Raw genomic sequence first — 14285 nt, forward strand, 5'->3', positions numbered from 1 at the left:
TTCCGGCAAAATTATTTGGGTAAGAATGAACGTCGTTATTGTGGAATCGCCGGCGAAAGCCAAGACGATCAACAAATATCTCGGCACCGATTACACGGTCCTGGCCTCCTACGGCCACGTCCGGGATCTGCCTCCGAAAGACGGCTCGGTCCTGCCCGACGAAAATTTCGCGATGAGCTGGCAGGTCGACAGCAAATCCCAGAAGCGGCTCTCGGAAATCGCCAACGCGGTCAAGGAAGCCGATCGCCTGATCCTGGCGACCGACCCCGACCGCGAAGGAGAAGCGATTTCCTGGCACGTTCTGGAAGTGCTGCAGAAAAAACGGGTCCTGAAAGACAAGCAGATCGAGCGGGTGGTGTTCAACGCGATCACCAAGAAGGCGATCCTGGAAGCGATGGACAATCCCCGTCAGCTGGATGGTCCGCTGGTCGATGCCTATCTTGCCCGCCGTGCGCTCGACTATCTCGTCGGCTTCACGCTGTCTCCCGTCCTGTGGCGGAAACTGCCGGGAGCCAGATCCGCCGGACGTGTCCAGTCGGTGGCGCTGCGACTGATCTGCGACCGCGAGATGGAGATCGAGACCTTCAAGCCCCAAGAATACTGGTCGATCTTTGCCAACATGAAGACCCCCGCTGGTGACACGTTCCAGGCGGGTGTGACGGGCTTCGAAGGCCGCAAGATCGGTCGCCACGACATCAAGAACGAAGCCGAGGCGACGACGATCAAATCCATGCTGGAAACCGCGAGTTTCACGGTCGACAGCGTTGCCTCAAAGCCCGCAAAGCGCAATCCGGCCGCTCCGTTCACGACCTCGACCCTGCAACAGGAAGCCTCGCGCAAACTCGGGTTCGCGGCCTCCAGAACAATGCAGGTGGCCCAGAAACTCTATGAAGGTATCTCCATCGGCGGGGAAACCTCGGGGCTCATCACCTACATGAGAACAGACGGCGTCCAGATTGCCGGAGAAGCCATTGCGGCTGCGCGGAACGTGATCGGCCAGGACTTCGGTGACAAGTATGTGCCGGAAAAACCGCGCGCCTATTCGTCCAAGGCGAAGAACGCCCAGGAAGCGCACGAGGCGATCCGGCCGACGGATCTGGCGAGACGGCCGAAGGATGTTGCCAAGTTCCTCGACCCCGACCAGGCGCGGCTCTATGAGCTGATCTGGAAACGCACGATGGCCTCGCAGATGGAGTCTGCCGTTCTGGAACGCACGACGATCGAGATCGTCGCGACAGGCTCCGGCAAGAATGCCAACCTGAGAGCAACCGGTTCCGTCGTCCGGTTCGACGGCTTTCTCGCGCTCTACCAGGAAGGTCGCGACGACGAGGAAGACGAAAACTCAAAACGTCTTCCGGCCGTCGAAAATGGCGCGGCCCTGGTTGCGACTTCGGTTGACGGAAGCTCGGACCCGATCGAGGCAAACCAGCATTTCACCACGCCGCCGCCGCGCTATACCGAAGCCAGCCTTGTCAAGAAGATGGAAGAGCTGGGGATCGGACGCCCCTCGACCTATGCTTCGACGCTGCAGACCCTGCGCGACCGGGACTATGTCGAGCTGGAAAAGAAACAGCTCGTTCCCCAGGACAAGGGACGGATCGTCACCGCGTTCCTGGAGAGTTTCTTCCGGCGCTATATCGAATTCGATTTCACGGCAAGCCTCGAAGAACAGCTGGACAAGATCTCCGCCGGTGAACTGTCCTGGCTGGATGTGCTGCGTGATTTCTGGACCAGCTTCTCCGGCTCGGTTGACGACATCAAGGATCTGCGTGTCGCCGAGGTCATCGACTCTCTCAACGAGCTGCTCGGACCGCACATCTTCCCGCCGAAGGAAGATGGCAGCGATCCGCGCAAGTGCCCGAGCTGCGACACCGGACAACTGTCGCTGAAGGTCAGCCGCTGGGGCGCGTTCATCGGTTGCTCCAACTACCCCGAATGCGGTTTTACCCGTCAGCTCGGCAAGCCGAACGGTGAAGACGGAAACGCGGACGAAGGTCCGAAGGTGCTCGGCTCCGACCCCGAGACGGGACAGGATGTGTCGCTGCGCAATGGCCGCTTTGGCCCCTATGTTCAGCTTGGCGAGGAAGTGAAGCCGAAGCGCGCCTCCCTGCCCAAGGGCTGGTCCGCGCCTGACATGGATCTGGAAAAGGCATTGCAGTTGCTGTCGTTGCCGCGCGAGGTCGGCCTGCACCCCGAAGACGGAAAGATGATCACCGCCGGGATCGGCCGCTACGGCCCGTTTGTCCTGCATGAGGGAACCTATGCGAACCTCTCAGCGCCGGACGAGGTCTTTTCCGTCGGCATCAACCGCGCGGTGGATGCCTTGGCTGAAAAACGCGCCAAGGGCGGCGGACGCAGAGGTGCGGCTGCAACGCCGCTGAAGGAACTCGGCGAACATCCGGACGAAGGCGGACCGGTCAACGTCTATGACGGCCGCTATGGCCCCTATGTCAAACACGGCAAGATCAATGCGACCCTGCCCAGGGACAGCGATCCAAAGGCGGTGACCCTGGAACAGGCGCTGGAACTTATCGCGGCCAAGGCTGCCAAGGGCGGCGGAAAAAAGAAAACGGCCGCCAAGAAGTCGGCCACCAAGAAGGCATCCTCCGCTAACGGCAAGGCCAAATCCACGGCAAAGAAGACAACCGCCAAGACGGCGAAAAAGGCAGAGGTCGACGCCTCGTCTGAAGACGTGCCGTGGGATGACGCGTCTTGAACGCGAAACGGATCAACACGCGCAAGCATACCAGACGAAAACACGCGAAGGTTCCCGGCGAGATGCCCTCACGCGAGGACATTCTCGCCTTTGTCGCGGACAATCCGGGCCGCGCCGGCAAGCGCGAGATCGCGCGCCATTTCGGGATTATCGGCGGCGCCCGCATCCACCTGAAAAAGATGCTCAAGGACCTCTCCGAGGAGGGCCTGATCGAGAAGCGGAACAAACGCATGATCCGCCCCGGCGATCTGCCACCTGTTTTCGTCGCCCGGCTTTTCGGGCGTGACAGCGACGGCGACCTGCTTGGGGTCCCGGTCGACTGGGACGAGGAGGCGGGCGATCCGCCGAACGTGCTGGTCCTGAGCGGCAAAACCAAGGCCACCCAGCCCGGCGTCGGTGATCGCGCGCTCATCCGCCTGACGGAGGCAGAGGCCGGTCCGGAAGCCGAACACGTCGCACGCGTCATCAAGGTGCTCGAAAAGAAACAGGGAGCCATCCTGGGGATCTTCCGCAAGCGCGACGGCGAGCGCCCCCCGTACCTTGAACCGATCGACCGCAAACAGCGTGAACTCGATGTCGATCCCGCGGACCTGAAGGAAGCGGATGACGGCGACCTTGTCAGTGTACAGGTGAACCGTTCCGGCCGCTACGGCCAACCGCGCGCTTCGATTGTCGAGCGCTTCGGATCGATGAATTCGGAGAAGGCGATTTCGGAAATCGCGCTGCAGTCCCACGGTATTCCGCACGTTTTTCCCTCGGCGGTCGACGCCCAGGCCGAGGCGTCCAGGCCGGTCGAAACGCTCGGCAAGCGGGAGGACTGGCGGCAGGTGCCGCTGATCACGATCGACCCGCCCGATGCCAAGGATCACGACGACGCGGTTTTTGCCGAACCTGACGAGGACCCTGAAAACAGCGGCGGTCACGTCATCTATGTCGCGATCGCCGATGTCGCGCATTATGTCACGCCAGGCTCCGCCATGGACCGGGAAGCCAATATCAGGGGAAATTCGGTCTACTTTCCAGACCGTGTTATCCCGATGCTGCCCGAGCGCATTTCCAACCAGCTGTGTTCGCTGCGCGAAAAGGAAGACAAACCTGCGCTCGGCGTACGCATGATTTTCGACAAGACGGGGCGCAAGACCGGTCACAGCTTTCACCGTGTCCTGATGCGTTCGGCGGCCAAGCTCTCCTATCAGCAGGCCCAGAAGGCCATTGATGGGGTGCCGGACGACAAGACGGAAACGCTGCTGGAGGGCGTGCTGAAACCTCTTTGGGCCGCCTACGCGGTGCTCAAGAAGGGCCGCGAGGCGCGCGAACCGCTGGAACTCGATCTGCCGGAGCGCAAGATCAAGCTGAAAGACGACGGAACCGTCGATCATGTCTATGTTCCGGAGCGTCTGGATGCGCACAAGCTGATCGAAGAATTCATGATCCAGGCCAATGTGGCTGCCGCGGAAACGCTCGAGAAGAAAAAGAGCCCCTTGCTCTATCGCGTTCACGACGCGTCGACACCGGAAAAGCTGGAAAGCCTCAAGGAATTTCTGTCGACCCTCAACATGAAGCTGCCGTCCTCCGGCGGTCTGCGCCCCGCCGTCTTCAACGGCATCCTGGCAAAGGTGAAAGACACGCCGCAGGCTCATCTCGTCAATGAAGTCGTTCTGCGCAGCCAGGCCCAGGCCGAATATACGCCGCAGAATATCGGCCATTTCGGCCTCAATCTGCGGCGCTACGCGCATTTCACATCGCCGATCCGACGCTATGCCGATCTTATCGTGCACAGGGGGCTGATCTCCGCGCTGGGGTTCGGCAAGGACGGCCTGCCGGACGGCATTGAAAGCAAGCTTGAGGCGATCGGCGCGGAAATCTCCGGCGCAGAGCGGCGGGCGATGCTGGCGGAGCGGGACACGATCGACCGCCTGATCGCTCTCTGGATGAGCGATCAGGTCGGGGCGACCTTTCAGGGACGCATCGCCGGAGTGGTGAAATCCGGCCTGTTTGTCCGCCTGCAGGACACGGGCGCCGACGGGTTCGTTCCGGCCTCCACGATCGGTCTCGATTACTATCGCTACGACGAAGGGTCGCATGCCCTGATAGGTGACAAATCGGGCGAGACTTACCAACTTGGGGATCAGGTGGAAGTCAGGCTTGTGGAAGCGGCGCCGTTCGCCGGAGCGCTCACCTTCGAACTGCTCAGTCACGGACGCATCGCGGGCAAGAAAATCCGGAAAGCGGCTCCAAAGTCACGGCGCGGACCTCCCAAGGGCGGACGCGCAAAGACCTCCACGAAAAAGACGAGCCGAAGGAGGCCAAGGTGACGGTTCGATATGATTTGACGGATAACGTGGACATCCCCGAGGCCGACGCGGAACGGCCGCGACGACCGGTCATTCCCGCGATGTTGCGCGGGTCCAGGAACGCATGCATGAACTGCGGCCACGGAAAGCTGTTCGATGGCTTTCTGACGACGCGGCACAGCTGCACCGAGTGCGGCCAGGAGTTCCATCATCACCGGGCCGATGATGCGCCTCCCTACTTCACCATCACCATTGTCGGGCACATCATCATTCCGGCTCTGCTGATCGTCGAGGTGATGTGGCGGCCCGCGATCTGGATCCACATGTCGATCTGGCTGCCCTTGACGCTTCTGCTGTGTCTTGCGCTCATGCGCCCCATCAAGGGCGCGCTGGTCGGACTTCAATGGGCCCTCTACATGCACGGCTTCGATCCGGACTCCGAGGACGAATTTCCGGTCGCACCCGCACCTTCCGAAAGGATCACATGACGGGTTCGTTTGAAAAACAGCTGGCGAAGGACGAGAAGGCCGGGGACTTTCCGTATATTCGGCCAAAGGATGCGGCAACATTGCTGATCCTGGACCGTGATGCCGGCGGGACGGTCAGGCTGCTGATGGGAAGGCGCCACAAACGGCATACGTTCATGCCGGGCAAGTTCGTTTTCCCGGGCGGGCGCGTTGACCCGGGCGACAGCCGTATTTCGAATGTTCTGCCCTACCATCCGAGCGTCGAAACCAAGCTCTCCCAGGGGCTCAAGAACGGCAAGTCGGCCGCCCGCGTGCGCGCTTTCGCCCTGGCTGCCATCCGGGAGACGTATGAAGAGGCCGGCATATTCGTCGGTCAGAAATCAGCTGATGGCGGCCTGCGTCTCGGCAAGGGTTTCGAAGCATTCGCCGACAGGGGCATTCAGCCGGACCTGAGCAGCCTTCGCATGGTGGCGAGGGCAATCACGCCGCCGCAGAGGCCGCGACGCTTCGACACGCGGTTTCTCGCCGTCTGGTCGGACGCGATTGCGGACCAGTTGCCGGAGGGCACTGGCCCCTCGGGCGAACTGGAAGACTGCGCCTGGCTGACACTTGAAGAAGCGCGCGAAAAAGAGCTGCCGCTGATTACCCAGACAATTCTGACAGACCTCGAAGAAAGACTTGCGAAGGACCCGGATCTTTCGCCAGGTACCGAGGTTCCCTATTACTTTTTCCGCAAGGGCGCGTTCAAGCGCGATCAGATCTGAAGCAGGTACTGATGGACAAAACGGCCATTATTCCCGGCGACATGCAGACCTACCATGACGACTGGAAGATGTCGCCCGGTCTTGCATGCGGTGATTTTGTCTTTCTGACGGGTTTCACCGGTGCCGATCCTTCCGGGCACATGGCAAGCGATCCGGAAGCGCAGATGAGAAACGCGTTCGGTAAGGTAGAGCGCGTGCTTACCGAGGCCGGCCTGGACTTCGGCGCGGTTGTCGAGATGACCAGCTACCACGTCGGGCTCCGCGAGCATCTGCAGCTTTTCAAGGACGTACGTTCCGAGTTTGTCCGCCCCCCCTATCCTGCCTGGACCGCGATCGAAGTGTCCGGGTTTGTGCACGAAGACGCGATCGTTGAAATCCGGGTCATTGCCTGCCGGACGAAATAGACGGATTTTTTCTTCAAAACCCGGTCGCACTGCAGGCAGCGCTTGACTTTCACGCCCCGATGGGTAGTTTGCGCGCTGATTTCAGACATTGGGGTAGATTAACCGCCAGCCAATCTGGCCACAAGAACCCTATGCCCGACACACGAGAACAGGATCCAAGGCCATGGCCAAGGCGACAACAATCAAAATCAAGCTTGTGTCCACGGCGGACACCGGTTTCTTCTATGTCACGAAGAAAAACTCGCGCACGATGACCGAAAAGATGGTCAAGAAGAAGTACGACCCGGTTGCCAAGAAGCACGTCGAGTTCAAGGAAGCCAAGATCAAGTAAGTCCGGTTCTTAGCCGGATGAACAATGACCCGCCGGATCGGCGGGTTTTTTGTTGAAAAACGGATCTAAAAATACCCCAAGCATCAGCGCCGGCTAAGCTCTGAGACACGGATATCACGCTGGTTTGAGGAATTAGTGGTCGGTGGGAACACGGCATTCGAGGAGGCCACTCTTCGGCCGGTTCCCAACCGACCTGCCCCACGGACCCAGGAGATGCGGCGGACCTGAGCACTCCGAGGGGAAACTGTTGCCAAACGTTTTTGTTGACCAAGGTCTAACGTTGATGGCGCGGTCGAGGATCACCAAGACCTGCCGTCACACTACTCCATAAAACCTCGAATGCAATAAATTCCGCGAAATATGCACAGAAACAATGTCTTTTTAGTAAATTCGTAACCTTAACGTGAAAACGGGTAACCGATTCGAAAGACTGCATTCACGAACACTTGTGAAAGCGGCTCGGCGCCATCGCAATTCCGGGACGGGTTCTTTGCCGGGAAACCGTTAAATTGTGCGGGCTCAGTCCTCGCCGAGATAGGCGCGTACGGTCTCCAGAAACCTGGCCACGGAGATCGGCTTCGAAATGTAAGCCTCGCAACCGCCCTGACGGATGCGCTCCTCGTCGCCCTTCATCGCAAAAGCTGTCACCGCGATCACCGGGATGGCGGAAATCGTCTCATCTTCCTTGATCCACTTGGTGACTTCCAGACCGGACACTTCCGGCAACTGAATGTCCATCAGGATCAGATCGGGGTGATGATCGCGAGCCAGCTGCAACGCTTCTATTCCGGTCCGGGTCTGAAGCGTATTGTAGCCGTGCGCTTCCAGCAGATCATGAAACAGCTTCATGTTCAGCTCGTTGTCTTCCACGATCAATACGGTTTTTGCCATTCAGTTCGGCCCTTCGCCCGGCGCGCGGCCGGTCCCATTTCTCGACCCATTTCCAGTCTGCGGTAGAACCCTGCCTCCGTCCGCATTAGATTTGTTGTAACCCGGAATCGTTTCAGAAAGGCAAAAAAACACAATGAAATATACACAGGGCAAGTCATTATCCGTTGAAGAAGCTCAAGGAATTGCAACGGAAGCTCTGCTCCAGCTGAGCCGTGACCCTGAACAGATCGGCCGATTTCTTGCGTTTTCAGGTATCGGGCCGGAGATGATTCGAGCTGCGGCCAGCGAACCGGGATTTCTGGCGGGCGTGCTGGAGTTCTACATGATGGACGAGCCGCTGTTGCTGGCGTTCTGCGAAAACGCAGGCGTGCGGCCGACCATGATGGCGGCTGCGCGTTACGCCCTGGCCGGCGGGTCCGGTGAAGATGCCTGAACCGACGCCCGTCCTGCCCGATGTTCTCGACCAGATCAGGGCTCTTCCTGCCTCCGGCAACAAGCTGATCATCTGCGATGTCGACGAAGTCATCCTTCACCTGATCCGGCATCTTGAGGACTATCTGAACGACCGCGATCTGATGTTCCTGCAATACGAATACAGACTGACGGGCAATATCGGACGTGCGGCGGACCGGGGCGTGCTGTCTGCAGACGAGGTCAGACGTCATCTGCTGGCGTTTTTCGACGAGATCAGCCACGCACAGGATCTGGTTGACGGTGCTGACCGGGCCCTGGGCGCCCTGTCCGACACCTGGGACATCGTCTTGCTGACAAATCTTCCCGGCAGCCACAACAAGCCAGCGCGCGAGAAACTGCTGGCCAGTCTGGGCATCCCCTTCCCCGTGGTAACGAATTCCGGTCCGAAGGGAGGCGCGGTGGCCGCGCTGGCGGCGAACCGGTCCGGGCCCGTTGTTTTCATCGACGACAGCCCGACAAACCATTCGTCGGTCCAGGCTTCGCTTCCGTCATCCGTGCAGATCCAGTTCATAGCGGATCAAAGGTTTCTTGCAGCGATTGAGCCCGAGACCCACATTGACCTGCTCACGGGAGACTGGCAGGAGACGGCTGCCTACATTCGGTCTATCCTCTGACGTCAGAAGCAACAAAGGACAACGGTCCTTTCCCAGAAGCGGCGCATTTTGGTGTCTGAAGATCTGAAAATCGACAAAGCGCTCTGCCGGGACTGCGGCCACAGGCCACCGGCGACGGCGTCACGCTGTCCGGGTTGCGGAAGTCCGCGGCTGGTCACGCATGCCGAGCTGGACCGGCTTTCCATCGCGCATATCGACTGCGATGCATTTTACGCTTCCATCGAGAAACGCGACAATCCCGAGCTCCAGGACGTTCCTGTCATCGTCGGCGGCGGACAACGCGGTGTCGTTTCGACCTGCTGCTACATCGCCCGCATCTATGGGGTCCGTTCGGCCATGCCCATGTTCAAGGCGCTTGAAGCCTGTCCGGACGCCGTGGTCATCAAGCCGGACATGGAAAAATATTCAAGGGCCGGCAAGGACATCCGGGAACGGATGCGCGCCCTCACCCCGCTCGTCGAGCCGCTCTCGATCGACGAGGCGTTCCTGGACCTGACCGGGACCGAACGGCTGCATCAGGCAACGCCTGCAGAAACGCTCGCCAAATTCATCCGGGGCATTGAAGCCGACATCGGGATTTCAGCATCGGTCGGCCTCGCGCCGAACAAGTTCCTGGCGAAGCTTGCGTCGGACCTCGAAAAGCCGAGAGGCTTCTCCGTCATCGGCGCCGCCGAAGCCAAAACGGTGCTGGCCGGAATGCCGGTCGGCCGTATCTGGGGTGTGGGCAAGGTCTTTCAAAAGAAGCTGGAAAAAGACGGCATCAGGACGATCGGCCAGTTGCAGACCATGGAAGCGGCAGATCTGGCGCGCCGTTACGGGACCATCGGGCTCAGGCTTGCAACGCTTTCGCAAGGCACGGACGACCGGACGGTCAAGCCGCAGCGCGGTGCCAAGAGCGTGTCTTCGGAAACAACGTTCCGGACCGATATCTCCAGCCTCGAAACGCTCCGCCCGATCCTTCGAAACCTGTCGGAAAAGGTTTCGGCGAGGCTCAAGAAATCCGACCTGGCCGGACGCGGCGTTACGCTCAAGCTCAAGACCGCCGATTTCAAGACGATCACGCGGGCACGTCACTTCGCCGACCCGACACAACTCGCCGACAAGATTTACGCCGCAGGCGATGCATTGCTGGAAAACGAGACGGATGGCAGGCGCTTCCGTCTGATCGGAATTGGTGTCAGCGACCTTGAATCCGCGGATCGTGCCGATCCGGAAGATCTTCTCGACCAGTCGGCGGAACGGCGCAAGAACGCCGAACTGGCCGTCGACAAGTTGCGCGACAAGTTCGGGAACTCCGCTGTCGAACTGGGACTGACCCTGGCGGCCCGGTCAACGGACAAGCCCAGGAAGAGCTAGGGTACGGACCCATTTCTGCCGCCAAATCGGCTTCAGTTATGGGTCCGTACCCTGGTCGCCTCATGTTCCTGTCCGTTCACCCGGAACGGTCAGCGGTTGCAGTCGCTCTCGTCGTAAAGCTCAAGCGCAGCCATCTTGCCCTTGATGGTAAAGTCGCCGTAATCAAGTGTCAGGTGACCGCTCACACCGTTCTGGTAGAGCCAGAAGGACAGCTGATAGACGGGTGTCAGTTCTCCCGTCGCGTCTTCATCGGTCGGATCGAAATAGGCAACGGTGACCGGCCAATAGTGCAATCCGGCCAGCGACGCATCCGGATTTTCGGGCCCCGCCTCGACCTGGCTTGGGGCCTTCGCACCGATCACGGTGGTCGTGGAATAGACCTTCTCTCCGGTCTCCGCCCCGTCGTAGATGTCGGCCGCGATGAACGAGACACCGCTTTCGGCCGAATCCAGGATCTTTAGCAGATGTTCGGTCGGAAACATCACTTCCGGGTTGATTTTCAATGATTTTTCCGAAGGTTCCTTCAACTCGACGGTCTTTGCTTCAGCGCCTGCCTTCGCGGTTCCGCGCGATTCCTCGACAAGCTCCTGGTCGACATAGGTCTTGGACAGGAACTGGTAGCTCTCCGCCTGCGGCTCCTCGAAGCTCGTGGTCTGCAGGTCCGTCACCTGGGAACCGCCGTCCGTGTTCTGAAACCGGGTCACGAACCGGAAATTGACGCTGTATCCATCACAGGCGTTGCCGGAGAACTCGTAGACCATCCGGCCGGCAAGCCCGGCGATGCCGGAGTTGTCTTCCTTTTCACCAAGTTTCATATCGTAGACCGCACGGTGCGGCACGAGCTTGTATCCGCCCTTTCCGCCGGCAGTCGCGCCACTGGCTTCCCATGAAAAAACGCCGGCGATTGCCGCCGTGGCAAAAAAGGCGCCGGCCACTGATCCATTCATGAGAACGCGCTGCATGTGTTATTCCTTTGTGCCGCTCCGACGTATTCTTCATCGGAACTCTTCCGGTATTATGCGGTTATCGGGAACGTGCGCCACAGCGAATGTGAGACGGTGCCCCGAAAATCCACTCAGGGTGACTTATTTCATAATTCCGGCGATTGAGCGACCCGCCCGTCAGCGATCAGCCACCCCGACTGCGACTTATTTCGGACCTCGGATACTTTGGCCTTGTCACACCCGGGAAATTGCGCCAAGACACCGAAAATTGATGCCAGCTGGAGCCATGACATGAGTGCAATCGAAACCCGTTTGACGGACCTCGGAATTTCCTTGCCGGATGCCGCCGCGCCTGCTGCCAACTATGTGCCCTACGTCCGGACGGGCAACCAGCTGTTCATCTCCGGTCAGCTGCCCATGGACGCCGGCAAGATCGCCTTTACGGGCAAGCTCGGCGGCGATGTTTCCGTCGAGGATGGCAAAGCGGCCGCCAAAACCTGTGCCATCAATCTGCTTGCCCAGGCAAAGGCCGCGACCGGCAACCTCGACAAGGTCGTCCGGCTGGTGAAGATCGTCGGCTTCGTCAACTCGACTGCCGAATTCACGGATCAGCCGCAGGTCATCAACGGGGCGTCCGATTTCCTGGTCGACGCCATGGGTGATGCAGGCCGGCACGCCCGCTCGGCAGTCAGCGCAGCGTCCCTGCCCTTCGGCGCGGCCGTCGAGATCGAAGCCATCTTCGAAATCGAAGACTGACGCATTCGCCGGCGGGTCACCCGCCGGGACAGTTCCGGATTCTCTCTCCATGTCCACCGACCTTCAGGCAATCTTTGCCCGGCCGATCGCACATCGCGGTTTTCACGATGCCGACAACGGCATCATCGAGAACACGCCGAGCGCCATTAGCCGCGCTGTCGAGCACAATCTCGCGATCGAAGTCGATGTTCAGGAGACCGCCGACGGCAAGGCGCTGGTCTTTCATGACTACACGCTTGACCGGCTCGCGGAAGGAACGGGAAAAGTCATCGATTTTGCGGCCGAAGACCTGGTCGGGATCCACATGAGAACCGGCACGGACAAATTGTGGCTGCTTCAGGATCTGTTCGATCTCGTGGACGGCAAGGTTCCGCTCGTCATCGAGATCAAGTCGCTGATGCGGCGCGACGCGCAAGGAGATTTCGTGCGTAGCGTGACCGATCAGATCGCGGCTTACCGGGGTCCGGTTTGCCTGAAATCCTTCGACCCCGACATGCTGTCCATCGCCCGGAGCCAGAACGCCGCGGTCCTGCGGGGCATTGTTGCGGACGGGGCGGAACCGGGGCCGGACTATGCGCGCTATTCGCGTACCGACCGCTTCATCCTGCGGCACCTCCTGCACGCGCCGCGCACGCGCCCCCACTTCATCTCCTACGGCATCAACGATCTGCCCAAGGCGGGACCGAGCCTGCTGCGATCCGTTTTCAAGGTCCCCCTGATGACCTGGACGGTGCGAACGCGCGAACAGCGCCTGCGCGCGGACAGGTATGCGGACCAGATCGTTTTTGAAGGCTTTGATCCGGACGCCGAGCCCCGCTCCGCGTGACGGCTGGTTTCCGAAGCCAACTGCCTGTTTCCCGGACGGCGTCAGCCAGATCCCTCTTGCGATGCAAAACGATAGCGCTACATTTCAACGGTGGCCCCAATTTTGGATGCTTTTGACGCATGAGTTCTTCCCCTTCTAAGGAAAAGCAGGATCCGGACGCTCCCGCCGACGGACAGACAATTTCATTGCGGATCCTGTCCTCCCTGAAGGATGTGTCCGCCGACAAATGGGACGCAGTTGCCAATCCCGGCTGGGTCCTGGATGGCGCTGGAAAACTTGCGCGGGACGAGAGCACCGCAGCACCAGCGGCGCTTCAGGGTTCCGACCTGGCGGACGCATTGGGCGTTCTTGATGCAGAACATGAACAAACGTCCTATAACCCGTTTCTTTCTCATGCTTTTCTCGAAGCTTTGGAGGCCGCTGGCTGCGCCACGAATGCCACCGGTTGGCTGCCGCGCCACATGCTGCTTGAAGACACCGGCGGCAACGTGCTGGGTGCCGTTCCGGCCTATCTGAAGAGCCACTCCCAGGGAGAATATGTCTTCGACCACAGCTGGGCGGATGCGTTCTACCGTGCCGGAGGCGAATATTACCCCAAACTACAGATCTCGGTGCCGTTCACGCCGGCCACGGGCCGCCGGTTCCTGGTCGGTCCGGGGATCAACCGGGAAGCCGGTCTTCAGGCCCTTGCGGCCGGTCTCGTTCAGGTATGCCAGAGAAGCGGTGCGTCTTCGGTACACGCCACTTTCCTGACCAAGCCGGAGTGGGACGGACTTGGCGACCTGGGTTACCTGCAGCGCACCGACCAGCAGTTCCACTGGGAAAACAACGGGTATGAGAGCTTCGACGGCTTTCTGGCCGATCTTGCCTCGCGCAAGCGCAAGGCGATCAAGAAGGAGCGGCGCGCAGCCCTGAGCGCCGAGGGGATTGAGGTCGAGTGGGTCACCGGTCCGGACCTGACAGAAGCCCACTGGGACGCCTTTTACGGGTTTTACATGGATACCGGATCCCGCAAGTGGGGCCGCCCCTATCTCAACCGGAAGTTCTTTTCGCTGATCAACGAACGGCTCGCCGAACAAACGCTTCTGGTGCTGGCGAAACGGGACGGACGCTATGTGGCGGGTGCGCTGAACTTCATCGGTTCGGAAACCCTGTTCGGGCGGCACTGGGGCTGCTGCGAGCACCACCCCTTCCTGCATTTCGAGCTCTGCTACTACCAGGCCATCGACTTTGCCATCTCAAGGGGACTGCAGCGGGTGGAAGCGGGCGCACAGGGTTCGCACAAGCTTGCCCGCGGCTATCTTCCGACCACGACCTACTCGGCGCACTGGATTGCCCATGAAGGCCTTCATCAGGCCGTCGCCGACTATCTGGAGCAGGAACGCTTCGCCGTGGAACGTGAAAACGAAGCCCTCGCCGAGCATGCCCCGTTCAAGAAAGGCGAATGA

14 protein-coding genes are annotated in these 14285 nt (G+C 60.1%); 12 read left to right on the top strand and 2 right to left on the bottom strand.

What is annotated here, in order from left to right; genetic code table 11:
- Positions 1-25 precede the first annotated feature (25 nt).
- From topA to rpmG, 6 genes are all read left to right on the top strand, one after another.
- Positions 26-2716, top strand: coding sequence for a type I DNA topoisomerase (gene topA, locus ACO08A_RS27370; protein WP_422039013.1), 2691 nt, complete (start codon positions 26-28; stop codon positions 2714-2716).
- A 62-nt stretch (positions 2717-2778) separates the two neighbouring features.
- Positions 2779-5031 carry a ribonuclease R gene (gene rnr / locus ACO08A_RS27375; protein ID WP_422041825.1) on the top strand — a complete coding sequence of 751 codons (2253 nt, stop codon included), beginning with the start codon at positions 2779-2781 and terminating at the stop codon, positions 5029-5031.
- The gene (locus ACO08A_RS27380; protein WP_422039014.1) at positions 5028-5498 is read left to right on the top strand and encodes a DUF983 domain-containing protein; all 471 of its coding nucleotides are present in this window, start codon (positions 5028-5030) and stop codon (positions 5496-5498) included. Before rnr ends, ACO08A_RS27380 begins: the two co-directional genes overlap by 4 nt.
- Positions 5495-6241: an NUDIX hydrolase gene (locus ACO08A_RS27385; protein ID WP_422039015.1), complete on the top strand. Its 747-nt coding sequence runs from the start codon at positions 5495-5497 to the stop codon at positions 6239-6241. Before ACO08A_RS27380 ends, ACO08A_RS27385 begins: the two co-directional genes overlap by 4 nt.
- 11 nt (positions 6242-6252) lie before the next feature.
- Positions 6253-6645: a RidA family protein gene (locus ACO08A_RS27390; RefSeq protein WP_422039016.1), complete on the top strand. Its 393-nt coding sequence runs from the start codon at positions 6253-6255 to the stop codon at positions 6643-6645.
- A gap of 163 nt (positions 6646-6808) precedes the next feature.
- Positions 6809-6976 (top strand): 50S ribosomal protein L33, encoded by a 168-nt coding sequence (rpmG, locus tag ACO08A_RS27395; RefSeq protein WP_299471361.1) that lies wholly within the window; start codon positions 6809-6811, stop codon positions 6974-6976.
- 519 nt (positions 6977-7495) lie between these two features.
- On the opposite strand, the gene ACO08A_RS27400 is transcribed toward rpmG, so the two are convergent.
- Positions 7496-7867: a response regulator gene (locus ACO08A_RS27400; RefSeq protein ID WP_421982644.1), complete on the bottom strand. Its 372-nt coding sequence runs from the start codon at positions 7865-7867 to the stop codon at positions 7496-7498.
- 133 nt (positions 7868-8000) lie between these two features.
- Here ACO08A_RS27400 and ACO08A_RS27405 point away from each other — a divergent pair, with 133 nt between their 5' ends.
- Genes ACO08A_RS27405 through ACO08A_RS27415 form a run of 3 tightly spaced genes read left to right on the top strand, consistent with a single transcriptional unit; the run spans position 8001 to position 10311 of the window.
- Entirely contained in the window at positions 8001-8300 is a 300-nt protein-coding gene (locus tag ACO08A_RS27405; RefSeq protein WP_421982643.1) for a DUF3572 domain-containing protein, read from the top strand.
- Positions 8293-8955 (top strand): hypothetical protein, encoded by a 663-nt coding sequence (locus tag ACO08A_RS27410; RefSeq protein WP_422039017.1) that lies wholly within the window; start codon positions 8293-8295, stop codon positions 8953-8955. The genes ACO08A_RS27405 and ACO08A_RS27410 overlap by 8 nt, the downstream gene beginning before the upstream one ends.
- A 51-nt stretch (positions 8956-9006) precedes the next feature.
- Complete coding sequence (locus ACO08A_RS27415; protein ID WP_422039018.1) at positions 9007-10311, top strand: DNA polymerase IV; 1305 nt, start codon at positions 9007-9009, stop codon at positions 10309-10311.
- An 89-nt stretch (positions 10312-10400) separates the two neighbouring features.
- Here ACO08A_RS27415 and ACO08A_RS27420 read toward each other — a convergent pair whose 3' ends face one another.
- Positions 10401-11273: a cell envelope integrity EipB family protein gene (locus ACO08A_RS27420; RefSeq protein WP_422039020.1), complete on the bottom strand. Its 873-nt coding sequence runs from the start codon at positions 11271-11273 to the stop codon at positions 10401-10403.
- 273 nt (positions 11274-11546) lie between these two features.
- Here ACO08A_RS27420 and ACO08A_RS27425 point away from each other — a divergent pair, with 273 nt between their 5' ends.
- From ACO08A_RS27425 to ACO08A_RS27435, 3 genes are all read left to right on the top strand, one after another.
- The gene (locus tag ACO08A_RS27425) at positions 11547-12011 is read left to right on the top strand and encodes a RidA family protein (RefSeq protein WP_421982639.1); all 465 of its coding nucleotides are present in this window, start codon (positions 11547-11549) and stop codon (positions 12009-12011) included.
- A gap of 49 nt (positions 12012-12060) precedes the next feature.
- On the top strand, positions 12061-12837 hold the full coding sequence (locus ACO08A_RS27430) for a glycerophosphodiester phosphodiesterase family protein (protein WP_422039021.1): 777 nt from the start codon (positions 12061-12063) through the stop codon (positions 12835-12837).
- A 119-nt stretch (positions 12838-12956) separates the two neighbouring features.
- On the top strand, positions 12957-14285 hold the full coding sequence (locus tag ACO08A_RS27435) for a GNAT family N-acetyltransferase (protein ID WP_422039022.1): 1329 nt from the start codon (positions 12957-12959) through the stop codon (positions 14283-14285).

Origin of the sequence: Roseibium sp. (assembly GCF_965232425.1) — a bacterium.
Lineage (GTDB): Bacteria > Pseudomonadota > Alphaproteobacteria > Rhizobiales > Stappiaceae > Roseibium.